Origin of the sequence: Prevotella sp. E9-3 (assembly GCF_022024015.1) — a bacterium.
GTDB lineage: Bacteria > Bacteroidota > Bacteroidia > Bacteroidales > Bacteroidaceae > Prevotella.
The window spans coordinates 1,592,948-1,617,605 of record NZ_CP091786.1 but is presented as its reverse complement, the minus strand read 5'-3'; the positions used below and the strand labels follow the sequence as shown (position 1 = coordinate 1,617,605).

Genomic DNA, 24,658 nt, shown 5'->3' with positions numbered 1-24,658 from the left:
TGTAGCTTTGACTACATCCTCTTTTAAAAGATTGTTGCGTCTTACTATATATTCTGAAGAAGTAAATTGATTGGGCGGTCTTGCTTTGCCGTTTCATCTCATAGAAGTTTGTCTGGTAGGTCTGTTGTCGGTAGTCATTCTGTACCCAACGTAAGCGTTGGGGTGATAGTTACGGCTTCTTCAAAAGTCATCGTACTAATGCATTTCGCGCAAGCGATTGATAACAAACAGTTAATAAACAATAAATATTTTCCAATTATTTGGAATGCAACATAGAAGAAAAACGGATGGATTTTTGCGGTGTAAGTTTAGGTTTAAGTTTAGATGTTCTTATGTATAATAAGGTAAAGTAACTTTTCTTTTTACTGAGAATGTGCCATCTCATGTTCCCTCCCCTTCTGAAAACACATCTCTTTTAACTGCGGAATAAACTGAGGATGCATTACTTAGGACATCAAAAATGATAGTTCAGCCCTCGAAAACTACCGTTCTTAATTAAAATAGCATAAAATGAAATGACTTTTTTTTTGAATTGTTTGCACGTTTTTAATGAATTTGTTATTACATTTGCACCAAAATCATTCATTATGACATTACAAAAGTGGATTAAGGATAGAGCTATTCATGGATTTCCCACGTTTTCTATTGAGGACGTGAGAGAGACAGGAATGTACTCTTCAGAGCAAATTCTTCAGAACGAACTATACAGACTCTGTTCCAACAAGACCATAGCCAGTGTGTATCGTGGCTTCTATGTTATCATCCCTGTTCAATATGTTTTACGTGGTTCCGTTCCTGCTACCTATTATATTGACCAGTTGATGGCTTATCTCAGCAAGCCCTACTATGTATGTATGCTCAGTGCTGCTGAATTGCTCGGTGCCGCTCATCAGCGTCCCCAGCAATTCTCTGTGATGACCACATTCCCAAAGCGTCGGGTCGTTTCAACGCGGAATGTTATCATCGACTGGTTCTATCGCGAGGGACTACCAGAGGATGCTCTCATAACAAAAAACACAGAAACTGGTACCATTCGTATTTCCAATCCTCTCTTGACTGCTGCCGACCTTGTACAATATCAACAGCACGTAGGAGGATTGTCTCGCGTAGCAACGATACTTGAAGAGTTGTCAGAACAGATTAACATTAAGAGCCAGTTTGCTTCGCTTGCTTCCTTTGTAAAAAAAGTGACTTGGCAGCGGCTTGGGTACATACTTGAACATGTAGTAGAAGAAAACGAACTGGCAGATGAATTGTATGAACAAATACGAAACTTACCAGGTTCTCTCATGTATATGCCTTTAAGTACATCGGCAGAAGATAATACTTCTGAAAGAAATAGTCGATGGAAGATAAATATAAACGTTCAAATTGAAAAAGATGATTTATGATTAACAAGAACTATCGATTAGGGGAAGTTCTTGACTGGTTGCCAGATAGAGTTACTAAGCAGAAACGATATAATAACACTATGCTTTTCCGTATGGAGTCGGAAATACCGCCAACGATACAAATACGTCTATTTCCACTTTCTTAGATAAATCATATTGGGTTACCAACTTCTCTTTTCGTCAATGAGCTGTATTATTTCTTCTTTGAATTCAGACAGGCCTGTTTCATTAAGTATCTGTTCAAAAGCATTGAAAATGTCTTCGCGTTCTTCTGTCTCTATAAATGAAGACCGACGGTCAAGTTTATTGAACCCTTCAGCATAGTCAATGGCTATACACTTGACAGCAGAGAAATCCAACTCCGCATGACTCGCCTCTTCCATCATCCGGCGACGGGTTTCTTTCCATAGTGCAACTGATTTGTTATATTTTGACTTGGGCACGAGCTCGCTTCCATCCCAATTACGCAGTGGATTGTTCAAATTCTCATGAAGCCATTCGACAGAACGCAGTTTCAAGACTTGCAAGTCTTGAATATTTCCTTTATACAACTTCTTTATTATCTTTCCAGCTTCAGCTGGGACACTTTCAATCCATAGGTGTCTCAATTCTGGAAGGCTTCCTGGATGAGGAAAATCATCAGCAGAGAATCCAAATAAATCATCCATTGTCAGTGTTTCCAATTCGCGAAAATTCGAAATCTCAGACACTTCACGGATATAACCTGGTTTTCCTGCCAACCCTAACCACGTAAGGCCAGGGTATCGCGCAGGAATATCCTTCAAATTAAAATCTTGGATACTTGTGAGACGTAAGTTGGTCAACCTGCTTAAGCCCACATCCGGAAGGAAATCATCATGCAACTCCACCCGAAGAACCATAGAATAACCATCATTAGGAGAATGGATACAAAGATTAGGTGACAATTTCCCTCTTAGTGTTAGGTTGCTGATGCTTGAAGGCAATATAATGACCTCAATATCTTCGCCGCTGATTTCCACCTCTTCGAGATGAGTACGGCTAAGGTCTAACTCTCGACGTTGGCAATTATCCCATACTAACTCCCGGATAAGGAATCGACGTTCTAAAAAAGGAATCAGTTGTGGATTATCCTTAGTTGTGGTGATTCTTCCCAATCCTGGGAGTTTGTCAAATTCAGAGTAATCCTTGACAGCACTGAGCGTATCGTCAAAGAGACCATAAAGATTCTTTTTCACTTCTTTGCCAGCAACGATAATGGTTTCATTCCATTTTGTGTGTGCTTCTTTGAAAGCCAAGACCTGATCTTTAGGTAGTTTTTTCCATTTTTCAGTCCATTTCTGTTGGCTACCGTTAGGCCAGTTGCCAAAACTTTTACATTCTTCAAATGGTCTTATGGGCATGTTCCCCACCTTCTTAGCATGAGAGGGGAAAAACTTGATGGGTGCCCAGCATTGTTTGGTTTCGTTATTCCACAAATGGTGATTCAACCGAAGATAAGACATCTTATTGAGATCATTTTCCTCAGGAATCATCTCACTCCAATAATCTAAGTCAATATAAACTGCATTCTCCTCACCTATTTGCACAATCTGAAATGCAAACCACTTCCCTATCTCTTTTTCTTGGAGAGCATACACATCTCCTATTTGTAATGATGTATTTGTCATATCGTGTTTGACAATAATTAGTCTCTAAATTCGATATATCTGTTTTTTTTATTCTCAATTGCCCGCAACGATATACGAACAGTATTTACTGAGCAAATTGGACAATGGTAAATCACCTTTCTGGTATCTGTCAGCATCAAGTTTCAGAACTCTTTCGCAAATTGGTTTCTTTCCTTTGAACATTGCTTTGAGATATTGAATGCCATTCTCCTCAGTAATGTTTACCTCAGTGAAGAATTGTGTCAGGTCCTCTGCATCATAAACAATGGAGTAACTGGGGCGCTTGGCTCCTGGAATGTCCTCTATCAGGATGTTCTTGTCAACAAGATCCTGTATGTCGCGTATTGCCGTGTCCTTCGAGCACTTTGCCAATGTTGCCCATGTCTTTGACGTTATCTTTGCCTCATAGCCGTCAAGAAAGAGATTGAGCATCTGGGTCTGACGTTCGGTCATTGGTACTGCCGATGCCTTCTGCCAGAAGAAGCTCTTGTTCAAGATGGTGGTGACGATGGTGTCTGCCTCGTCAAGTGCATCAACCAATTTCTGCATGTACCATACCAACCACTCCGTTATATCACCATCGCCATGCTGCATCCGCTCCAGAATATCATAGTAGTGATTCTTGTCCTTGTTAATCTGTGAAGAGACATTATAGAAACGGAATTCACTCTTTTCTCCACGAGCCAGCAGCATGTCGGAAAGGATGCGGGCCAACCGGCCATTGCCATCCTCGAAGGGATGAATGCTCACAAACCAGAAATGGGCAATGGCAGATCGGATGACACTATTCACCGGCTCCTCACCATCAAACCATGTAAGGAACTTTACCATCTCCTCTTCAACACGGTCTGGAGAAGGAGCAATATAGTGGATTTTCTCGCGCCCAAACATTCCGCTAACAATATGCTCCTCGTTTGTGCGGTACTGACCTATTTCTATCTGGCTACCTTCACTATAGCCTGAAGGAAAAAATGCAGCTTGCCACGCACACAGTTTCTCTTTGCTGAGAGTCATGTCATAGTGTTGTACCGCTTCAAGCATTACGCCAACAACAGAATCGACGTAATGCGATGGCGCCGTGTATTTCACGTTCTCAATCCCAAGTTTCCGGGCAATGGAAGAACGAACCTGGTCCACGTTCAGACGTATACCTTCAATCTCCGAAGAATACACCACGTCATAGGTCAGGTTTTCTGCCATCGCACGGAGTTTGCTGTCAAATCCCAGTGAACTCAACCTGCCATAAAGCAAGCCCTGCTTACGGAATACTATCTCCTGAAGGAGTGACACTTGGGACGTGTCCCAACGGAAGTCCGTCCAATTTTCTCTTTCGTGTATATACATAACGCTTTTGAACTTTGTGCGACATAACACTGCGAATAACGTCGCAAATTCTGCGACAAAGATACTGAATTAATGTCGAATAGCCAAACAAATCTGCAAATTACCGCATATTTTGCGACACTTTTAGCTAATAATCGTCAAATGAGGCTCATAAGAGCATAAAAAATGACCTGCCCAAACGGACAGGTCACTCTCATTATTGTATGAGTGAAAATTACTCTTCCACGGCAGCCTGCGCGGCGGCGAGGCGGGCGATGGGCACGCGGAATGGAGAGCAAGATGCGTAGTTCATGCCAATCTTAGCGCAGAACTTCACTGAGCTGGGCTCACCACCATGCTCACCACAGATACCGCAGCGGAGGTCGGGACGTACCTCGCGACCACTCTTCACGGCATACTTGATGAGCTTGCCTACACCCTTCTGGTCGAGCACCTGGAACGGGTCAACCTTCAGAATCTTCTTCTCCAGATAGACAGGCAAGAACGAAGCGATATCGTCACGACTATAACCGAAGGTCATCTGAGTCAGGTCGTTAGTACCGAATGAGAAGTACTGAGCCTCGGTAGCAATACGGTCGGCAGTCAGAGCGGCACGAGGAATCTCAATCATTGTACCAATCTCAAACTCAACCTCGATACCTTCAGCGGCAAATACTTCCTTAGCAGCGGCCTGGATAACTTCCTTCTGCTGCTTCAGCTCATAAAGTGTACCAATCAGAGGAACCATAATCTCTGGCATAGGATTCTTGCCCTCCTTCTTCAGCTCACAGGCAGCACCCAGGATAGCCTTAGTCTGCATAGCGGTAATCTCAGGGAAGGTGATACCCAGACGGCAACCACGATGACCCAGCATGGGGTTGTTCTCAGCCAGAGAATCAACACGACGCTTGATATCCTCTACGCTGACACCCATCTCCTTAGCCATGGTCTCCTGACCAGCCAAATCGTGGGGAACGAACTCGTGCAAGGGAGGATCGAGCAAGCGAATGTTTACGGGCAGACCATCCATAGCCTCGAGGATGCCCTTGAAGTCAGCCTTCTGATATGGCAGCAACTTAGCCAAAGCCTTCTCACGTCCGGCAACGCTATCGGCAAGAATCATCTCACGCATAGCGATAATCTTCTTATCCTCGAAGAACATGTGCTCGGTACGAGTCAAACCGATACCCTTAGCACCAAACTCACGAGCGAGCTGAGCGTCACGAGGTGTATCAGCATTGGTGCGAACCTGCAGCTTGGTGTACTTGTCGCAGAGGTCCATCAACTCCTTGAAATCGCCAGAGAGCTCAGCAGCCTTTGTGGGCACCTCGCCAGCATAAACCTGACCTGTGGTACCATTCAGAGAGATGTAGTCACCTTCTTTATATACAACGCCGTCAATCTCAACAGTCTTGTCTTTATAGCTTACATTCAAAGAACCTACGCCAGAAACGCAGCACTTACCCATACCACGAGCCACAACTGCAGCGTGAGAGGTCATACCACCACGTGCAGTCAGGATACCCTCGGCAGATGCCATACCAGCCAAGTCCTCAGGAGAAGTCTCAATACGAACGAGCACAACTTTGTGACCATCATTGTGCCAAGCCTCAGCATCGTCAGCGTGGAATACGATCTGACCACAAGCAGCACCTGGAGAAGCAGGCAAGCCCTGAGCAATCACCTTAGCAGCAGCCAAAGCCTTCTTATCGAATACGGGGTGCAACAACTCGTCAAGCTTCTGAGGCTCGCAGCGCATGATGGCAGTCTTCTCATCAATCATACCCTCGTGGAGCAGGTCGATAGCAATCTTCACCATAGCAGCACCTGTGCGCTTACCGTTACGTGTCTGGAGGAACCACAGTTTGCCCTCCTGTACGGTGAACTCCATATCCTGCATATCATGATAGTGGTGTTCCAGCTTGTCCTGGATGCTATTCAGTTCAGCATAGATTTCAGGCATAGCCTCCTCCATAGAAGGATACTTAGCTACGCGCTCAGCCTCAGAAATGCCAGCACGCTCAGCCCAACGCTGAGAACCAATCTTAGTAATCTGCTGTGGTGTGCGGATACCAGCTACCACGTCCTCACCCTGAGCGTTCACCAGATACTCACCGTTGAACAGGTTCTCACCGTTAGCAGCGTCACGGCTGAAGCATACACCAGTAGCAGAGGTATCACCCATATTACCGAATACCATAGCCATTACTGATACAGCTGTACCCCACTCGTCGGGAATTCCTTCCATCTTACGATAGAGAATAGCGCGCTCGTTCATCCAAGAACGGAACACAGCGCAGATAGCGCCCCACAACTGCTCTATAGGATCGTTGGGGAAGTCTTTACCAGTGCGCTCCTTGATGGCAGCCTTGAACAGCTTAACCAGCTTCTTCAGTTCATCAACGCTCAAGTCCTTATCCAGTTTAACGCCACGCTCAGCCTTAACCTTTTCAATAATTTCTTCGAAGGGATCGATATCGGTCTTGTTTACGGGTTTCATCTCCAACACAACGTCACCGTACATCTGTACGAAACGACGGTAAGAGTCGTAAACGAAGTGGGGATTGTTAGTCTTAGCTGCCATACCCTCAGCCACTTCATCGTTCAGACCCAGGTTCAGGATAGTATCCATCATACCTGGCATTGAAGCGCGGGCACCTGAACGAACAGAAACCAACAAGGGGTTCTTAGCATCACCAAACTTGCAGTTCATCAAGCTTTCAATATGCTTAACGGCTGCCATTACATCATTGTTCAGTAACTCTACGATTTTTTCTTGACCTACTTTGTAGTACTCATTGCAGCAGTCTGTTGTGATTGTAAAACCTGGAGGAACAGGAACACCAATGTGGTTCATCTCAGCTAGGTTAGCGCCTTTTCCGCCGAGTTCCTCACGCATTTTTGCATTACCCTCGGCTTTACCATTGCCGAAGAGGTAAACTCTCTTTTGACTCATAAATCTTTAGGTTTTTTATTTACGATTAACGATAAATTTTATTCTTAGTTCCGCAAAGTTAATACCTTTTCCGCATATCACCAAAGAAAATATAGAAAAATGTAATGTGAATATTGCAATTTTACTTTTTTAACCGCACTATTAGCTTGCAAAATAGATTATTTATGTAATTTTGCACACAAAACGCTTATTAAATGGCAAGAAACAAGAAACCATTACCTCTTTTAGAAGGTGTCACCATTGAGACTATAGCAGCTGAAGGCAAGTGTTTGTTCCATTGGAACGACCTTGTGGTATTTGTACCATTCTGTGTTCCTGGTGATGTATGCGACATTCAGATTCGACGCAAGAAGCACAGTTTTGCTGAGGGCGAAGTTGTACGCTTTATAGAATATAGTAAGGTACGCGAAACTCCTTTCTGCAAGCACTTTGGAGTATGCGGAGGCTGTAAATGGCAAAACTTGCCATATAGCGAGCAACTCAAATTCAAGCAACAGCAGGTTTACGACCAGTTACACCGCATTGGAAAAATTGAGTTGCCCGAATTTCATCCGATTCTCGGTTCTGTAAAAACACAGGAATATCGTAACAAACTGGATTTCGGATGTGCTAACAAGCGTTATCTGACAAAAGAAGAAATCACTGCACTTCCTAAGGACGAGAGTCAGAGTTTGAAAGACGTGCCCGCTATCGGCTTCCATATCACGGGAGCCTTCGACAAGATACTTCCTATTGAAAAATGCTGGTTGATGGACGATCTTCACAATCAGATTCGTAACGATATCCGCGACTACGCCATAGAGCATAATATTTCATTCTTCGATCTACGTGCGCAGGTGGGGCTACTTCGTGATATCATTATCCGCAATAGCGCCAGCGGCGAATTGATGGTGATTATTCAGTTCCACTACGATGAGACGGGTGGCGAGAAAGAGGCACTCGACCTGCTTCAACATGTAGCCAACACATTCCCACAGATTACCTCCCTACTCTACTTGGACAACCAGAAGTGCAACGACACCATTGGCGATCAGGAAATTCTTGTGTTCAAAGGTACAGATCATATCTTCGAACTCATGGAAGATTTGAAGTTTAAGGTTGGTCCAAAGTCGTTCTACCAGACAAATACAGAACAGGCTTATCATCTGTATAGCGTAGCTCGCGAGTTTGCCAGATTAACCGGCAACGAGATGGTTTATGACCTTTACACAGGAACCGGTACCATTGCAAACTTCGTAGCAAAGAAAGCCAAGCAGGTGATAGGTATTGAGTATGTGCCAGAGGCCATCGAAGACGCCAAAATCAATTCACAGATAAACGGCATCGAGAACACCCTTTTCTACGCCGGAGACATGAAGGATATCTTAAACGATGAGTTCATAGCTCAACACGGACGTCCTGATGTTATCATTACTGATCCTCCCCGAGCAGGAATGCATCCTGACGTAGTGAAGACGATTCTCAGAGCAGCTCCTCAACGCATCGTATATGTAAGTTGCAACCCGGCCACTCAGGCACGTGATTTACACGACCTTGACGAACAGTATCGCGTCGTAGCTGTACAGCCCGTTGATATGTTCCCCCACACTCCCCACGTAGAAAATGTGGTACTTTTGGAGAAACGTTGAGCATGAAGGCTGAAAAACAGAAATTGTATCAACAACTTAAATTACAAATAAAAATAAACGCATAATTATGCTTTCAGAACAAGACTTAAAACAGATTTCTCAACGCGGCATTAGCGAAGAGCAAATCAACAACCAGCTCAATCAATTCAAAACCGGTTTTCCTTTTCTTCGTCTTGAAGGCGCTGCAGCTGTAGGTCGTGGCATCGTAGCCCCAACCGATGAAGAGCGTAAGCAATATGTTTCAGCCTGGCAGGAATACTTGAAAGGTGAAGGCCGTCGTGTGGTTAAATTTGTACCTGCCTCGGGTGCTGCCAGCCGCATGTTCAAGAATATGTTTGCCTTTGTTGATGCCGATTATGACGAGCCCACTACCGATTTCGAAAAGAAATTCTTCAGTGAGATAGAGAAATTCGCTTTCTATGAAGCACTCAACGAAGTTTGCCTCAAGAACGAAGGTAAGAATATAAAGGATCTTTTAGCGAACGGACAATACAAGGCTGTTGCTGCCAACATGCTTAAAAAAGAAGGTCTGAACTATGGTCAACTGCCAAAGGGTATGCTTCTCTTCCATAAATATGCCGAAGGTGCACGTACACCAATGGAGGAACATCTTGTTGAAGGCGCCCTCTATGCTGCCACAAATGGCGAAGCTCATATTCACTTCACCGTTTCGCACGAGCATCTCGACTACTTCAAACAAAAAGTTGCACAGAAGGCTGACGGTTTTGCTAAAGCATTCGGTGTAAAATACGATATCTCATTCTCTGAGCAGAAGCCTTCTACCGATACTGTTGCTGCCAATCCCGACAACACGCCTTTCCGCGAGGCTGACGGTTCATTGCTGTTCCGTCCTGGTGGTCACGGTGCGCTCATTGAGAACCTGAATGAAATCGAGGCAGACGTCATCTTTATCAAGAATATTGACAATGTGGTGCCCGACCGATTGAAGCCTGAGACCACAGAGTGGAAGCAGGTGATTGCCGGTCTGCTTGTCACACTGCAGAAGCAGGCATTCGAATACCTGCATTTACTGGACAAAGGTGCCAGCGAAGAAGAACAGAAAGAAATAGCCGCTTTTGTAAAGAATTGCTTGTGCATAGATCCAAAAGGACAGGAAGAGGATGCCGACTACTTGCGCCGCAAACTGAACCGTCCGATGCGTGTCTGTGGTGTGGTAAAGAACGTTGGCGAACCTGGTGGCGGTCCTTTCCTCACCTACAATCAGGACGGCACTGTCAGCCTGCAGATTCTCGAAAGCTCACAAATCGATACCACCAACGAGGAATATATGAAGATGTTCACCCAAGGTACTCATTTCAACCCCGTTGATTTGGTTTGTGCTGTACGCGACTACAAAGGACAGCCTTTCCAGCTGCCCGATTTTGTTGACAAGACCACAGGTTTTATTTCAAGCAAATCAAAGAGTGGCAAAGAACTGAAAGCACTGGAGTTGCCTGGTCTTTGGAACGGAGCCATGAGCGATTGGTCCACCATCTTCGTAGAAGTACCCCTTGGCACATTCAACCCTGTAAAGACCGTAAACGATCTGCTCCGCGAACAGCATCAGTAATAAAATTATAGCGAGACTTCTCCAATAGAGTCTCGCTATTACTTTTTTAATCATCTATTAACCGCACCCAAAAAGAGTAATCCTGAAATGAGGATTACTCTTTTTCTATGATGTTCAGCATCTTGATGGTGGCCTTTATAGCAGCTTCGGTCTGGTCGGCATCCAAACCGCGAGTACGTATCAGGCTTCCATCATCACGCCTCCAAGTAATCACTGTCTGCACCAAGGCATCCGTTCGTCCACCAGGCGGAATAGTTACAGCGTAGTTCTCAAGCAAAGGGAATGTACGATCTAAGTACTCTTTATAAATCTTCCTCATTGCCTTCACGAAAGCATCGTACTGACCATCTCCCGAAGAGTTAGACTCATACTGATAGCCTCCTATTTCTACTTTTACATTTGCTAGAGGTTTTAAACCGTAAGCCAATGAAACTTGGTAACTTACAAGTTTAACTTTATCGTCTGAAACATCATGTTTCAGAACGTCGCTAACTATAAATGGGAGGTCTTCTTGCGTCACAACTTCTTTGCGATCTCCCAGTTCGGTAATACGCTTCGTGACACGTTGAGTCTGTTCTGCAGTAAGTTCGAGTCCAAGTTCTTTTAGGTTACGGGCTATATTAGCACGACCACTTGTCTTACCCATAGCATATTCACGCTTACGTCCAAAGCGTTCAGGTACCAAGGCATTATGATACAATCCGCCTTTGTTGTCGCCATCAGCATGTACACCAGCTACCTGAGTAAACACGTTATCACCAATGATAGGCTGATTGGGAGCAATGGCAATGCCACTATAACTTTCTACCAGACGGCTAATATCGTTCAACTTATCCTCTACGATACTAGTGCGGGCATTGAATTGATCCTTCAAAATCACCTGAACGCTTGACAATGGTGCATTACCACAACGTTCACCTAAACCATTAACCGTTACATGAACGCCACGAGCACCACTTAAAACAGCAGCCAACGTATTCGAAACAGCCAAGTCATAATCATTATGGGCATGAAAATCAAAATGAACATCAGGGTAACGTTTATGCATCTTACGGAAATATTCAACCACTTGAAGAGGATTCATAATTCCCAATGTATCTGGGAGCATAAAACGCTGAATGGGCAAATCGATTAGCGTATCCATCATTTGATAGACATAAGAAGGCGATTCTTTCATACCGCCAGACCAGTCTTCAAGATAGATATTCACTTTTACTCCTTTTTTATGGGCATAGGCAACAACGTGACGGATGTCTTCGAAATGCTCCTCTGGCGTTTTTCCAAGTTGCTCCCGACAGTGCTTCAACGAGCCTTTTGCCAGCAGATTCATCGTCCTTGCACCCGCCTCAAAGATCCAATCCACAGATTGATTCCCATCAACAAAGCCTAGAACCTCTACCCTCTCCAACGCATCTATCTGGCGGGCATAACGACAAACCATCTTCACTGCCTCCTTCTCGCCCTCACTGACACGCGCCGAAGCCACTTCAATACGATCAACATTCAGATCGCGAAGCAACATACGGGCAATCATCAGTTTCTCATGAGGAAGGAAAGAAACGCCACTGGTCTGTTCGCCATCCCTCAAGGTTGAGTCCATAATCTCAATATAGCGAGATTCTTGTTCATGCCTGGTCTTCATCATTAGTCTGCTCTTTTGTTTTTGTTGCAAAATTTCCAAACATTACAGATTTCTCTCCCACTCCTCAATTTTTGTGCGACTATCCACCAGAAAATCTATGTCGTCAAGACCATTCACCAAGCAATGCTTCTTATAGCCGTTGATATCGAAATACTCTTTACGTCCAGTAGCCTTATTAGTAACCATTTGCCGCGGCAAATCAACCTCAACCTGTGCTTTAGGATTCTGAGCAATTGAATCAAACAATTCTTGTAAGAAAGACTCAGAGACCACAACTGGTAGTACAAAGTTATTCAGTTCGTTCTGCTTATGAATATCGGCAAAAAAAGAACTGATGACCACCCGAAAGCCGTAACCAGCAATAGCCCAAGCAGCATGCTCACGCGAAGAGCCACTACCAAAATTCTTTCCGGCCACAAGAATACACCCACTATACGTAGGGTCGTTCAACACAAAATCTTTTACAGGCTGCCCATCCTTGTCATACCTCCAGTCACGAAACAGATTGTCGCCAAAGCCTTCTTTATCGGTAGCCTTCAGAAAACGTGCTGGAATTATCTGGTCAGTATCGACATTCTCCAATGGAAGAGGAACACACGAACTGGTAATGATATCGAATTTTTGTTTCATACTATATGCCTATTACATTAATTCTCTTGGATCTGTGATAACGCCAGTTACTGCTGCTGCAGCTGCCACCAATGGAGAGCACAGCAAGGTGCGGGCTCCCGGCCCTTGGCGTCCCTCAAAATTACGATTACTTGTTGATACAGCATATTTTCCCGCTGGCACTTTATCATCGTTCATAGCCAGACAGGCAGAGCATCCTGGCTGACGGATTTCGAATCCAGCTTCAGCAAGAACACGGTCAAGCCCTTCTTCCCGAATCTGGCTATCCACTGCCCATGAACCTGGAACCAGCCATGCCACCACGCTATCAGCCTTTTTCCTACCTTTTACAATCGAGGCAAATGCACGGAAGTCTTCAATGCGACCATTGGTACAAGCTCCGAGAAAAACATAATCAATCTTCTTGCCCTGCAATTGCTCACCAGGGATAAAGCCCATGTAGTCGAGCGATTTCAAGAAACTTGCCCTACCTGATTGGTCAACAGACTCAAGTGATGGTACACTTTCTGTGATACCGATTCCCATACCAGGATTGGTTCCATAAGTGATTCTTGGTTCAATATCTTTCGCATTGAATACCAGCTCTTTATCAAACACCGCATCATCATCAGAACGAAGTGTCTTCCAATATTTCACAGCCTCATCCCAAGCCTCGCCTTTAGGTGAGAACTCGCGTCCTTTTAAGTAGGCGAACGTAGTCTCATCAGGAGCGATGAAACCTCCACGAGCTCCCATTTCAATGGAGAGATTGCATAATGTGAGGCGGCCTTCCATCGACATATCACGAACCACATCGCCACTGTATTCAACAAAATAGCCGGTAGCGCCACTTGTAGTAAGCTGAGCCATCAGGTAGAGAGCCACATCTTTGGGTGTAACGCCCTTAGCCAATCTACCATTGATGGTAATGCGCATAGACTTCGGTTTTTGCTGAAGAATACACTGAGAAGCCATCACCATTTCAACCTCACTGGTGCCGATACCGAAAGCAACAGCTCCTACTGCGCCATGAGTAGATGTATGAGAATCACCGCATACAATGGTCATACCAGGCAGAGACAATCCTTTTTCAGGCCCTACAACATGAATGATACCGTTGTCTTTCGACATCATTCCGTAATGGGTAAGTCCGAACTCACGCGCATTACGCTCTAAGGTTTCCACCTGCTTTCTTGAAACAGGATCCTCAATAGGTTTATCCTGGTCGTGCGTTGGTGTATTATGGTCGGGCATACAATAGATACGGTCAGGCCTGAAGCACTTCAATCCACGTTTACGCATGCCATCGAAAGCCTGAGGCGATGTGACCTCATGACAATAAAGACGGTCAATATATAACTGAGTGGGCCCGTCGGCAACAGTCTGCACGACATGCTTATCCCATATTTTATCAAAGAGTGTATTCATATCCGTTGTTTATTCTTTTTTAAACTTATTGATACAGTCAATATAAGCCTCCACAGAAGCCGTCACAATGTCGGTATTTGCACCAAAGCCATAATACATCTGTCCATCATACTCCACTTGCATGTGCACCTTACCCACATCGTCAGAGCCTTTTGAAATAGCCTGTATAGTAAACTCTTTCAGTGTCATTGTCTTCAGGATAATCTTCTTCAGCGCCTTGATAGCAGCATCTACAGGACCATTACCTGAAGAGGCAGCTTCAAATTTCTGACCACTGATATCAAGACCTATAGAAGCGACACTCTTCACGCCCTTACCTGTAGTAACCTGCAGGAAGTCGAGTTTCACTGCCTGATTTGAAGCTGTATCGGCTCCAGCCAGCATCAGTACATCTCCATCGTTCACTTCTTTTTTCTGATCGGCCAATATCAGAAACTGCTCATATACCTTGTCAAGTTTTTCTTCCGACAATTCCACACCGTTCACATGCAGGCGATACTTCAACGCCGCACGACCTGAACGAGCTGTCAGCACAATTGAATTATCATCAATACCCACATCTTTTGGATCTATAATCTCGTAGGTATGTACATTTTTCAATACGCCGTCTTGATGAATACCACTACTGTGAGCAAAGGCATTACGCCCAACAATAGCCTTATTGGGCTGAACAGGCATATTCATCAGACTACTTACCATACGACTGATTGGATATATTTTTTGGGTATTGATATTGGTATCAATGTTGATGCCCTTATGGCACTTAAGTATCATAGCAATCTCTTCCAACGAAGTGTTACCCGCACGTTCGCCAATACCATTAATCGTAACCTCTACCTGACGAGCGCCGTTGAGCACACCTTGCAGAGTATTGGCTGTCGCCATCCCCAAATCGTTGTGACAGTGAGTAGAAATGATTGCCTTGTCCACCCCTTCAACATGTTCCATGAGATACTTAATCTTTGCTCCATACTCATCTGGCAGGCAATAACCCGTTGTATCAGGAATGTTTACCACTGTGGCGCCGGCCTTGATGACGGCCTCAACAACACGCGCCAAATATTCATTATCGGTACGTCCGGCATCTTCAGCATAGAACTCTACATCCTCTACGTACTTCTTAGCATACTTCACAGCACGAACAGCACGCTCAATTATTTCTTCTCGTGTGGAGTTGAATTTGTATTGTATATGCTCGTCACTGGTACCAATTCCCGTGTGAATACGCTTATGCTTAGCATACTGAAGAGCTTGTGCGGCCACGTCAATATCATGTTCCACGGCACGTGTCAGCGCACAAATGGTGGGCCATGTCACTGCTTTAGATATCTCTATCACACTATTGAAATCGCCCGGTGACGAAACGGGGAATCCTGCCTCAATAACATCTACCCCCAATTGCTCAAGTGTCTTTGCCACTTGAATCTTCTCAACGGTATTCAACTGACAACCCGGCACCTGCTCGCCATCGCGCAGTGTAGTGTCGAAAATATAAAGTCTGTCGTTCATCATCAATTATCTTTTATAACATGATTTATAAAACCTTTTTACCTTAAAGATTTAAACTAAATAATATATTTTAGTGCAAAGTTAAAACAAAATTAACTAATTCTGTTACAATCTGTAAGTATTTCAATATTTCAAGCTTTACATTGATATAAATCAATTCAATTATGTTTCTTTATAGAATGGACTATGTACTATATTCTTTTTATTAAAGACTCTCTTCTTTTTGACAAATATCCTATTCTTTTAGAAAAAAGATGTATCTTTGCAATGACAAACCATCCAATATCAATCTACCAATCCCAACAGTAGGATTATTAACACTATAGTTCATGACAGGAGAATATATCTTAAGTATCTTCATTGCAGCCATGTTAGGCGGTGCTATTGGTTTTGAACGAGAATATCGCTCGAAAGAAGCAGGATTCCGTACACACTTTCTTGTAGCTTTGGGCAGTGCCCTTTTTATGGTACTGTCTATGCATGGTTTTGACAATTTTACGGGTCAGCCCGGTGTTATTATTCAGCGTGACCCGGCCCGAATGGCAGCTCAAGTGGTAAGTGGAATTGGCTTCATCGGTGCTGGTACAATTATTTTTCAGAAAAACGTGGTAAAGGGTCTCACCACTGCCGCAGGATTATGGGTAACCGCAGCCATCGGTATGACTGCCAGTGTTGGCATGTACACGCTTGCTGCTTCAGCCACACTCATGGTCTTGGTTTGCTTGGAGGCTATGAACTTCCTTCACCATCACGTTTTCAAGAATCTTCATAAGGAAGACGAGCCAGAGGCTCAGAACCAGGAATAGCCGTTCACCCACTTCTATTCTACCTTTGACCGAGCAGCTGCCGTGCATTTTCCATAGCAGCCTCTGTAATGTTCGAGCCGCTCAGCATCTGTGCCAGTTCGCTAACTCGTTGGCTCTCGTCAAGCATTTGCATATGACTGGTAGTTCCTTGCGGTGTCTCTTCCTTATACACCTTATAGTGCGTAGTACCTAAAGCAGCGATTTGAGGCAGGTGGGTGATACTGATCACCTGACGATTCTGCATTCCCATCTCGTACATGATACGTGCCATCTGCTCGGCAATCTTTCCACTTACACCAGTATCTATCTCATCAAAGATAATTGTAGGTAGTTTTACGGCACCACTGACCATTGCCTTTAGCGATAGCATTACACGGGCTATCTCGCCACCGGAGGCCACCAGTGCCACCGACTGAAGTGCGGTTGAGGTATTGGCACTAAACAAGAACGACACCTTATCCTGTCCGTTTCGGGAAAGCTCATCACGTTCAACACTTATTTGGAATCGCACATTTGGCATTCCCAATGGAACCAGACGCTTACACATCTGCTTTTCTATCTCACGTGCAGCCTTTTCTCTCTTCAAAGTCAGAGCATCTGCTTTCTTTGCACACTCTTCTTTCAAAACATTCTGTTTCTGTTGCAGTTCCGCCACAGCCTCATCACTATTCTCAATGTTTGACAACCGTTGCTGCAAATTGTCCTGAATTGTCAGAAGTTCAACAACACTCTCTACATGATACTTCTTCTGCAGTTCATAGATTTTATCGAGTCTCAGATTAACGGCATCAAGCTCAGAAGGATCGAAATCGATATTCTCCAGCAAGTCACTTACTTCAGCAGCCACATCCTTCAGTTCGACATAAGTACTCTCCACACGCTCAGCCAATTCTGCCACAGGAGCCAGCACGTTCTTGATGCTATTGAGCGAAGATGCCGAACGACGCAAAGCCTGAATCACTCCTGTATCATCATTCGACAAGGCTGAATCGGTCTCGTAAAGTGCTTGTTTGATATCTTCCGCATGGGTCATCGTATCACTCTTTGCTTCCAATTCCTCCTGTTCGTCGGCAACGAGATGGGCAGACGAGAGTTCATCATATTGGAATTGAAGAAAATCCGCCTCCTTCTGTCCCTGTTCAATTTCTTCCTGTAGGGCCTTTAACTGTTGTTCAGTGGCACGAAACGCTTGAAATGACTGCTGATATGCCGACAATTCCTTTTCATCATTGGCAATGATATCAACTACTTGAAGCTGGAAATCATGCTTACCAAGCAACAAATTCTGATGTTGTGAATGGACATCGATAAGCTGTTCGCCCAGTTCCTTCATCTGTACGAGAGATACAGGAGTATCATTAATAAAAGCGCGGCTCTTGCCTGCTACTGTCAGTTCACGACGTACGATTGTATCAGTAGCATCAAACTCAATGTCGTTCTGTTCAAAGAAAACTGCTAAATCATATCGTGACAAGTCAAAATGGGCTTCAACGATACATTTTTCCGCACCCTGCTTAATAGTCTTCGATTCAGCACGTTGCCCCAAAAGGAGTCCGATAGCCCCCAAAATAATACTTTTACCTGCACCCGTTTCGCCAGTAATCACCGAAAAACCTTCACGAAACTCAATATCAAGTTCATCAATCAGTGTATAGTTTTTTATAAAGAGATGTTTCAGCATGTTTTATTATCAGTTCTGTTTTTAAACAATATTGACTGAGAACAAAGTTTACTGTTTAATCTTGTTCCAGGTTGTGCTCTGAGAAGCATTCAGTCCGAAGAGAATATCATAGACAGATTCTTTCTCTTTCTGCGTTCCTTTTCCTTTATATATATTGGCCAGTTCATCTTTCTTGTAGTCAGTCCAGATCTGAGGTAACAAACTCAGCGGTTTGTTCTCATGGGCTTTTTTCAAGCCATTTTCAAGAGCTGTCGTCACATTCGTCCGTCCGCGTTCCACATTCTGAGCCATCTCGTCAAGTCCCGTACGATAGTAGTCATACTGTAACTGACGGAAAGGTTTCATGGCCTCATCCAGATAATCATTGATAATAGCAAAGCGATTGCGCGAGTCTTCGAACGACTTCCATCCGGTAAACTCCAGACTCTGTGCATTGTTCACCAGATTCATGCAGCGTTGCAGGATATCCGTCCCCCCCATAGGAGCAAAGCTATCAAGGTCAAGGCCGATTATCAGGTATGCGTAATAAGCCACCAATGCAACCAACTGGTTATCGAGATACTCTTCGTTGTAGTTCAATTGGTCAAACTGAGCAAAATCAAAGTCAAAGTTCTTGTCTCGGTTATTATAGAGCGTAGTGGTATATGCTGAGTTATAAACAGGACGATTAGCCTGTATCAAAGCCGTACACGAAAAGCGGTTTGCGCTCTGATCATACTTAGTCACAGTAATATTGAAGGTACATGATATACGCTCATTCTGCTGAAACTGCAGATCGGTCCACTGGCGGTCATTAATAAACTGCTCCAAGGTCTGCTGAAGATTCTCGAACACTGACTTGTCTGTTCCTTGTATCTGTTGTGAATTAACATTCACCTTTGCCAACAACTCCTGCGCATGCAGATTGGAAAAGCCTGCAAATCCGAGTATTGCAATGAGAACAACGAGGCGTTTCTTCAACTCATTGATAATGTCTCGAGCCACCTGTGTTTTCTTTTTCTTCTCAAAATCAGTCTTTCCCTCTTTAGAGATGATGGATATCTGGTTCTCGTCACTTTGAAAACAAGTACCCTTATTGCGAAGGGAGTTCAACACTATAAAGTCCAGATTCTTCTTCTCCAGTTTTTTTTCTGCATTCTGCTGTTCATCATTTGTTTCAAGGGCGAAGCCCACGAGCACCTGGTCATTTTTTTTCATCCGTCCCAGTTCAGCAGCAATATCTGGATTGGGTAACAAAGAGATATCAAGATTCTCACCCACCCTTTTTATTTTTTCTTCAGCCACCTCAGCAGGACGGAAATCGGCCACTGCAGCACAAAGAATAGCAGCATCGGCCTTAGGAAAGCTTTGAACGGCAGCGTCACGCATTTGCAAACAACTTTCCACATCTATGCGATGAATATTCTGATGATGAGTCTTCAATGCTACCGGACCGGCAACGAGTGTCACCTCAGCTCCGCGACGAGCACATTCCTCAGCCAGTGAGAAGCCCATTTTCCCGCTTGAATAGTTACCAATGAAGCGAACGGGGTCAATCTTCTCGTAGGTAGGACCGGCAGTAATCATCACGTGCTTACCTACAAGGTCTTTCTCTTCAAAGAAATCATCAAGATAATCTACAATCTTTTCTGGTTCTTCCATACGGCCTTTGCCTTCCAATCCACTGGCCAGGAAACCGCTTTGAGGCTCAATGATATGATTTCCAAAGGAACTAAGACGGTCCATATTCTGTTGAGTAGAAGGATGGGCATACATATCCAAGTCCATAGCAGGAGCTATGAACACCGGTGCCTTCATTGAGAGATAGGTAGTAATCAGCATATTATCGGCCACGCCATTAGCCATTTTCCCCATCGTCGAGGCTGTACATGGAGCTATCAGCATGGCATCAGCCCATAGTCCTAACGACACATGACTATTCCATGTACCGTCACGCTGTGAGAAGAACTCGCTGATGACGGGCTTTTGTGTTAGTGCCGATAATGTGATAGGCGTAATAAACTCCTTTCCTGAAGGTGTTATTACCACTTGCACTTCAGCTCCAGCCTTCACCAATCCACGGATGATATAACAAGCCTTATAGGCTGCTATAGACCCTGTAATACCAAGAACTATCTTTTTTCCTTTCAGCATGTTTTTTTATATCTTTATCTCTTAGTCATTATTTTCTTCACCTTCCCGTCCTGACAACGAACAATCTTCAAGTCTCCAAGCTCATAGAGAACTGCCGGTTCTGTAGTCAACATCGTTGAATGACTCATTTTCGATGTGCCATTCATAAACGAGAATGAACCTAACCCATTTGTTTCTTTCATTTCAGTAATCGGTTTATTCATCAGCAGCGAACCATCCTTATTTGTATTAAACAAGATGGAAGGGGGGAAAGATGTATTAGTAAGCTTGCAATTATCGCCATAGGGATAAGCCCAATTGCAGAGCACACTTGACATTGTTGATGTATCATCATTGGCAGGAATAATATAGTAATGCTTCTGAGCCTCCAACACTACACCACCGCCAATATTAATCTTTGGATGATTGGGACCTTCTTTGATACCGTTCCACTCATCGAGATCGAAATTGATATGAAAAACTAAAAGTCCACTACCGGGCAAGTTTTCATCCCACCCTACCTGCTGACGATTTTCTATAACATAATACTCACTGCTACAGCCATCGTTACGTACCAGATAGGCTTCCGGTTGGTCACTCAGCGAGGACATACCTGAAATGAAGGTTGGTACATAGAGTTCAGTAGGTGAAAGCCAGCCCATATACATTCGTTCTTGAGCCGAATATCCACAGGGACGATAACCGCCACCATTATAGTTACCAATGTCCATGACATCCCAACTTCCTACATAACTATTGCCTCCATAATAAAAGTCAGGAAATCCAAAACAATGACTATATTCATGACAAATTGTACCAAACGGAGACGCTGTTCTACCTCGTTCCTGAACGGCACAGTAGCAATCAATCAGAAAAGATTGACCTTGTTTATCTGTTACAACACAAGGATTGCAGGGCTGCTGTGTATTAGGGTCTATGTGAAAACTGAGCCACCACTGGTGAGGCCAAATAGATTTTGATCCACCGCCATCATTCATACCTAGACCGGCAAAAACAATCAGTAATTGATCTACATAACCGTCACTATCCCAGTCATATGCACCCCAATCTATATCTTTTTGCTTTAAGCTTTCAACGATATCATAGACCAGAAACTGCGAGTTCTCGTCATCAATAGAACTACTGGCATATTTTACGACACTAGAAGGTAATTCTACGTAGAACAAGTCAAACGAAACGTCAAACCGACCATAGCTCTGATCATAGAAATAATCATGCACCGAACCTTTATAACTACCCTCGTTGAAATTTTCTTCATTGAAGATTCGGTTCCAAACAGAATATGGTTCGGTATCTTGAAATTCCACATCGGCAAACTGTGCCAGAACTACCAGCTGACGGCGCTTGCCTTGATAAGGCGACGTGACTTCGGCAGACTGTGAGCGATTCAAGAAATTTGACGACTGAAAACGCCTTGTAATCGTTGACAACGATACTTTTCCCATTCTACAGTTGCGAGTCTGAAGCATATTGCCACCAACAGTCTTAAGGTCTTCGCTATCGTCGGCCATAGCCGTAAACAGCGACAATCCCATGCAAAAAGTAAGAATCCAGCGTCCAATCATCTTTTTTGTATAAAATACTACATTTTTGTTTTCTGAGCCTCACGCAAACGAATACGGGTGAGCACCTGCTTAGTGTTATAGGTAAAGTCACCCCCGAGGATCCATGCGTAATAACCTTGATCGAGACGTAGTACATCGGCAACAGTTTTTCCTTTATGCTTACCGAAATTAAAGTACTCCGTCATTACAGGATTCCCCCCTTCATCAAAGATAGTATTTCCTTTGGCATCTTTTGCCTCGCCCCAGACGATACGACCAGCAAAGTCCACGTTCTTATTCGTCTTTGAAAACTCATTCAGAACGTCCATATCATTGGTCAGTACTTTTTCCGGATCCTCATTAACTCCTGGAGCATAGCGGTCTAACTCTCCCATTAGCACGCGATAGGTAGCTTCTGTATCCTGATCGGCACGATGGGCTTCGAAGTCCTCCTCCATTTTCCTTCCGCAATAAAACTTATAAGCGGCAGCCAGGTTACGGCGCTCCATTTTGTGGAAGATGGTCTGAGCATCTATCATACGACATTTGGCAAAGTCGAAGTCGATGCCTGCTCGCAGGAACTCCTCAGCCAACATAGGTATATCGAAATGATTAGAGTTAAATCCGGCAAAGTCGCATCCTGTAAACTTATCACTCAGTGTCTTGGCTAACTGCTTGAAAGTAGGTTGGTCCTTCACATCATCGTCAGAAATTCCGGTCAGTTGAGTAATGACAGGCAAGATTGGCTGTTCAGGATTAATGATATAATTGCCGCGTTCCTCCTCGCCATTAGGAAACACCTTTATATATGAAAGTTGAATAACGCGGTCTTTTACAATATCTAGTCCGGTAGTCTCTAAATCAAAGATAACCAGTGGTTTAGTCAAATTAAGCTTCATTTCTTTTTTTATTATGTAAAGTAAATGAAAAAATTGAAGATTGAAGGCAGGCGTCCCGAAATTTGTCGAGGCATAACTACCACCAATCTTCAATTTTCAATTATCAGACTTTTTTCTTAATCATTCAGCAACATGGGCATCATCAGCATGAGTACATCCTGTCCTTCAGGCTGTTCTGCCGGTATAACGAGTCCTGCGCGACTGGGATCTGCCAATTGGATGATAACCTGTTCGCAATCAAAGTTGCTCAGAATCTCGATAAATGACGATCCTTTGAAACCGATGCTCATGGGAATACCGTTGTAATCACAGGTCATACGCTCGGTAGCAGTCTTTGAGAAATCATAGTCCTCAGCATCCAATTGCAGTACACCGTTTTCCACATGGAAGCGGATAAGATTGCTAGAATCGTTGGAGAAGGGCTGCACACGACGGAGAGCAGAGAGCAGAGCTACACGATCAACAGTAAGCTGATTGGGGTTGCTTTGGGGAATCACAGAGTTGTAGTTAGGATAACGCCCCTCAATAAGTCGGCAGATAATCTGTCCGTCCTCATAGTTCACCTCCGCATTGCGCTCATCAAAACGAATCACCACATCGCCACCATTCTTACCCAATACATTTTTCAACAGCGAGGCTGGTTTCTTAGGCAAGATGAATGCTGCAGGCACATCACTCTTCACACTGAGTACCTTGTTGCGTACCAGCTTATGACCATCACTGGCCACTACAGCCAGATAATCGGGGGTAAGATCGAAATAGATACCGTTCATCACAGGACGCAGCTCATCTTGAGCCGTAGCAAAGATAGAGCGGTTGATATTCTCACCGAGCAACTGGTTGCTGATTGTAATGGTATTTGCACCCTCGCCCACTGTCTGTGGCTGAGGAAATTCGTCTGCATTTTCAACAGGCAAAGAGAACATACCATTCTGATAGGTGATACGAGCAATGTTCTCACCCTGGTTCACATCAAATGTAATAGGTTGTTCAGAAATGCCTTTCACAGCTTCCAGCAGGTCGTGATTGCCAACACAGAAACGGCCATCACCATCGGTCTCGATCAATTCCAGCGATGTCTTCATCATCACCTCGCTATCCGATGCCGTCAGATTCAGACGACCATTAACAATCTCAAACAAGAAGTCTCCTAAAATAGGCAATGAATTCTTGCTATTAATCACCCTTGACAAAGCAACCAGACGATTGCTGAGTGTTGCGCTAGAAACGGAAAATCTCATATTATAAATGGTTTTATGTTTTCAATTCGGAGTACAAAAATACGAAATTAATGTGTGAATAACAAAATTATCCGAATTTTTTTTTCTCTTTTCAAACTATTTTAGTAATTTCGCAAGCGATTTTGAAAAAATACAAACAATAGCAATCAAACAACTCATGGAATTAACAGGAAAAGTTATTGCCATTCTGGAGGCAAGAGGCGGTGTGTCTGCCCGTACAGGCAACTCATGGATGACACAGGAATACGTTATCGAAGTACCTGGTCAGTATCCTCGTAAGATGGTTTTCAATATCTTTGGCGAAGACCGTATCAAGCAGTTCAACATTCAGCTCAACGAAGAAATTACCGTTCAGTTTGATATTGACGCTCGCGAGTATAACGGCCGTTGGTTCAACGATGTTCGCGCCTACAACATTCTCCGTGGTCAGGCTGCTCAGAGCATTCCCGCTGCTGCTCCATTTGCTCCTCAGCAGAATGCAGCACCTGCAGCTGGAGCCAATGCACCTTTCCCTCCCACTCAGGAGCCTGCTGGTGAAGGAAGTGCAGACGATCTGCCATTCTAATAGCAATAACGCTAAGAAAGAACAAGGAGAAGAATCTATTCGATTCTTCTCCATATTTTTTCCAAAGACTCAGAATTTCGTAAG

At 44.1% G+C, this 24,658-nt stretch carries 16 protein-coding genes and 3 pseudogenes; 6 read left to right on the top strand and 13 right to left on the bottom strand.

From position 1 onward, the window contains the following. Nucleotides 1–587: 587 nt before the first annotated feature. The gene (locus tag L6475_RS05860; protein ID WP_237823510.1) at nucleotides 588–1,391 is read left to right on the top strand and encodes a type IV toxin-antitoxin system AbiEi family antitoxin; all 804 of its coding nucleotides are present in this window, start codon (nucleotides 588–590) and stop codon (nucleotides 1,389–1,391) included. Between the two features lie 11 nt (nucleotides 1,392–1,402). Next, nucleotides 1,403–1,522, top strand: a pseudogene (locus tag L6475_RS05855) (nucleotidyl transferase AbiEii/AbiGii toxin family protein); the annotation flags it as partial. Nucleotides 1,523–1,552: 30 nt separating this feature from the next. Here the strand turns inward: L6475_RS05855 and L6475_RS05850 are convergent. The 3 genes from L6475_RS05850 to ppdK all read right to left on the bottom strand — a co-directional run bounded on the left by L6475_RS05850 (nucleotide 1,553) and on the right by ppdK (nucleotide 7,319). After that, nucleotides 1,553–3,040 carry a hypothetical protein gene (locus L6475_RS05850; protein ID WP_237823507.1) on the bottom strand — a complete coding sequence of 496 codons (1,488 nt, stop codon included), beginning with the start codon at nucleotides 3,038–3,040 and terminating at the stop codon, nucleotides 1,553–1,555. Nucleotides 3,041–3,094: 54 nt separating this feature from the next. After that, nucleotides 3,095–4,384: a Fic family protein gene (locus L6475_RS05845; RefSeq protein WP_237823506.1), complete on the bottom strand. Its 1,290-nt coding sequence runs from the start codon at nucleotides 4,382–4,384 to the stop codon at nucleotides 3,095–3,097. A 214-nt stretch (nucleotides 4,385–4,598) separates the two neighbouring features. Further along, a complete protein-coding gene (gene ppdK / locus L6475_RS05840; protein ID WP_237823504.1) occupies nucleotides 4,599–7,319 on the bottom strand; it encodes a pyruvate, phosphate dikinase in 2,721 nt (906 codons plus the stop codon). 194 nt (nucleotides 7,320–7,513) lie between these two features. On the opposite strand from ppdK, the gene rlmD reads away from it, so the two are divergent. Both rlmD and L6475_RS05830 read left to right on the top strand, forming a co-directional pair. Further along, on the top strand, nucleotides 7,514–8,947 hold the full coding sequence (gene rlmD, locus L6475_RS05835) for a 23S rRNA (uracil(1939)-C(5))-methyltransferase RlmD (RefSeq protein ID WP_237823502.1): 1,434 nt from the start codon (nucleotides 7,514–7,516) through the stop codon (nucleotides 8,945–8,947). A gap of 67 nt (nucleotides 8,948–9,014) precedes the next feature. Next, nucleotides 9,015–10,517, top strand: coding sequence for a DUF4301 family protein (locus tag L6475_RS05830; protein ID WP_237823500.1), 1,503 nt, complete (start codon nucleotides 9,015–9,017; stop codon nucleotides 10,515–10,517). A 94-nt stretch (nucleotides 10,518–10,611) separates the two neighbouring features. On the opposite strand, the gene L6475_RS05825 is transcribed toward L6475_RS05830, so the two are convergent. Genes L6475_RS05825 through L6475_RS05810 form a run of 4 tightly spaced genes read right to left on the bottom strand, consistent with a single transcriptional unit; the run spans nucleotide 10,612 to nucleotide 15,705 of the window. Continuing rightward, the gene (locus L6475_RS05825) at nucleotides 10,612–12,162 is read right to left on the bottom strand and encodes an alpha-isopropylmalate synthase regulatory domain-containing protein (protein ID WP_237823498.1); all 1,551 of its coding nucleotides are present in this window, start codon (nucleotides 12,160–12,162) and stop codon (nucleotides 10,612–10,614) included. A 39-nt stretch (nucleotides 12,163–12,201) separates the two neighbouring features. Then, nucleotides 12,202–12,789, bottom strand: a complete 588-nt coding sequence (gene leuD / locus L6475_RS05820) for a 3-isopropylmalate dehydratase small subunit (protein ID WP_237823496.1) — start codon at nucleotides 12,787–12,789, stop codon at nucleotides 12,202–12,204. A gap of 12 nt (nucleotides 12,790–12,801) precedes the next feature. After that, on the bottom strand, nucleotides 12,802–14,196 hold the full coding sequence (leuC, locus tag L6475_RS05815) for a 3-isopropylmalate dehydratase large subunit (protein ID WP_237823494.1): 1,395 nt from the start codon (nucleotides 14,194–14,196) through the stop codon (nucleotides 12,802–12,804). A gap of 9 nt (nucleotides 14,197–14,205) precedes the next feature. After that, on the bottom strand, nucleotides 14,206–15,705 hold the full coding sequence (locus L6475_RS05810) for a 2-isopropylmalate synthase (protein WP_237824052.1): 1,500 nt from the start codon (nucleotides 15,703–15,705) through the stop codon (nucleotides 14,206–14,208). 329 nt (nucleotides 15,706–16,034) lie between these two features. On the opposite strand from L6475_RS05810, the pseudogene L6475_RS05805 reads away from it, so the two are divergent. After that, a pseudogene (locus L6475_RS05805) lies at nucleotides 16,035–16,457 on the top strand (MgtC/SapB family protein); the annotation flags it as partial. Nucleotides 16,458–16,530: 73 nt separating this feature from the next. Here the strand turns inward: L6475_RS05805 and recN are convergent. From recN to dnaN, 6 genes and pseudogenes are all read right to left on the bottom strand, one after another. Then, nucleotides 16,531–18,192, bottom strand: coding sequence for a DNA repair protein RecN (gene recN / locus L6475_RS05800; protein ID WP_237823492.1), 1,662 nt, complete (start codon nucleotides 18,190–18,192; stop codon nucleotides 16,531–16,533). A 48-nt stretch (nucleotides 18,193–18,240) separates the two neighbouring features. Further along, nucleotides 18,241–19,176: a DUF4835 family protein gene (locus L6475_RS05795; RefSeq protein ID WP_370641678.1), complete on the bottom strand. Its 936-nt coding sequence runs from the start codon at nucleotides 19,174–19,176 to the stop codon at nucleotides 18,241–18,243. Continuing rightward, a pseudogene (gene coaBC, locus L6475_RS05790) lies at nucleotides 19,150–20,325 on the bottom strand (bifunctional phosphopantothenoylcysteine decarboxylase/phosphopantothenate--cysteine ligase CoaBC); the annotation flags it as partial. The gene L6475_RS05795 and the pseudogene coaBC, both read right to left, overlap by 27 nt. A gap of 14 nt (nucleotides 20,326–20,339) precedes the next feature. Beyond that, on the bottom strand, nucleotides 20,340–21,890 hold the full coding sequence (locus L6475_RS05785) for a M6 family metalloprotease domain-containing protein (protein WP_237823490.1): 1,551 nt from the start codon (nucleotides 21,888–21,890) through the stop codon (nucleotides 20,340–20,342). Nucleotides 21,891–21,907: 17 nt separating this feature from the next. Beyond that, nucleotides 21,908–22,768, bottom strand: a complete 861-nt coding sequence (locus L6475_RS05780) for a 3'-5' exonuclease (protein ID WP_237823488.1) — start codon at nucleotides 22,766–22,768, stop codon at nucleotides 21,908–21,910. Nucleotides 22,769–22,884: 116 nt separating this feature from the next. Next, nucleotides 22,885–24,009 (bottom strand): DNA polymerase III subunit beta, encoded by a 1,125-nt coding sequence (dnaN, locus tag L6475_RS05775; protein ID WP_237823485.1) that lies wholly within the window; start codon nucleotides 24,007–24,009, stop codon nucleotides 22,885–22,887. Between the two features lie 157 nt (nucleotides 24,010–24,166). Between dnaN and L6475_RS05770 the strand changes: the two genes are divergently transcribed. Next, entirely contained in the window at nucleotides 24,167–24,574 is a 408-nt protein-coding gene (locus L6475_RS05770) for a DUF3127 domain-containing protein (protein ID WP_237823483.1), read from the top strand. Nucleotides 24,575–24,658: the final 84 nt, after the last annotated feature.